The following is a 766-nucleotide window of genomic DNA, read 5'->3' as shown; positions in this document are numbered from 1 at the left end:
CGCCCACAACCTCACCAAGCTCGCCAGGGCAGCAACAGGCTAACCCGCGCTGGAAGGGCGCGCCATGAGCGCCGCTCAACGCCCCCAAGCGTCAGCTCGAAATGGGGTTACCCGGACGGTCTCCTAGTGGCCGACTTGGTGCCTCTCGTCCGGATCTGTCAGAGCTCGCGCCAGGGGTGGGCGGATTGGCGAGGTGGGGCAGGCGTGGATAGGCTGCTTACGGGTTGAAGGGCGGCTGGGAGCCTGGGATGGAGTGCGTGGACTGCGGTTCGGAGGAAGTAACTGAGCGGCGGGACCGTACGGCCCAGGGCTACCGGCGCTTCCGGTGCCGCGCCTGCGGCCGAGGCTTCAACGAGCGCAGCTCTGGGGTGCTGAACAGAGTACAGTACCCGAGCGACGTCATCGCGCTGGTGGTGCTGTGGCGCTTGCGTTACCCCTAGCCCTGCGGGACCTGACCGAGATGTTCCTCATCCGGGCATTGTGTTCAGCCATGAGGCGGTGCGGGAGTGGGAGGCCAAGCTTGCACCAATCTTAGCGGGCGAACTGCGGCAGCGCCGGCACGGGAAGGGCGGCGCCGGGCGGCGCTCCTGGCACATTGACGAAACCTAGATGCCGTAATGGGCCGGCCGCCTGGGCTTAGGCGGTAGGGCGGCTGTCCCTCAGAGTGATGGTGTGTGGAACGGGGTCCGAACGGGTCGGCCCCAGGCATCATCGAGGGACAGCCATGGAGTACTATGCCGGGATCGACGTATCGCTGAAAGACAGC

General features: G+C 66.4%; 1 protein-coding gene. It reads left to right on the top strand.

Annotated features, from left to right (window positions below; genetic code table 11):
- Positions 1-248 precede the first annotated feature (248 nt).
- Positions 249-440: a hypothetical protein gene (locus ACO1BU_RS37660; RefSeq protein ID WP_424140943.1), complete on the top strand. Its 192-nt coding sequence runs from the start codon at positions 249-251 to the stop codon at positions 438-440.
- Positions 441-766: the final 326 nt, after the last annotated feature.

The organism is Roseomonas chloroacetimidivorans (assembly GCF_049629625.1).
Taxonomy (GTDB): domain Bacteria; phylum Pseudomonadota; class Alphaproteobacteria; order Acetobacterales; family Acetobacteraceae; genus Roseomonas; species Roseomonas chloroacetimidivorans.
The sequence above is the reverse complement of the archived record's forward strand: the minus strand, read 5'-3'. Positions and strand labels throughout refer to the sequence as shown.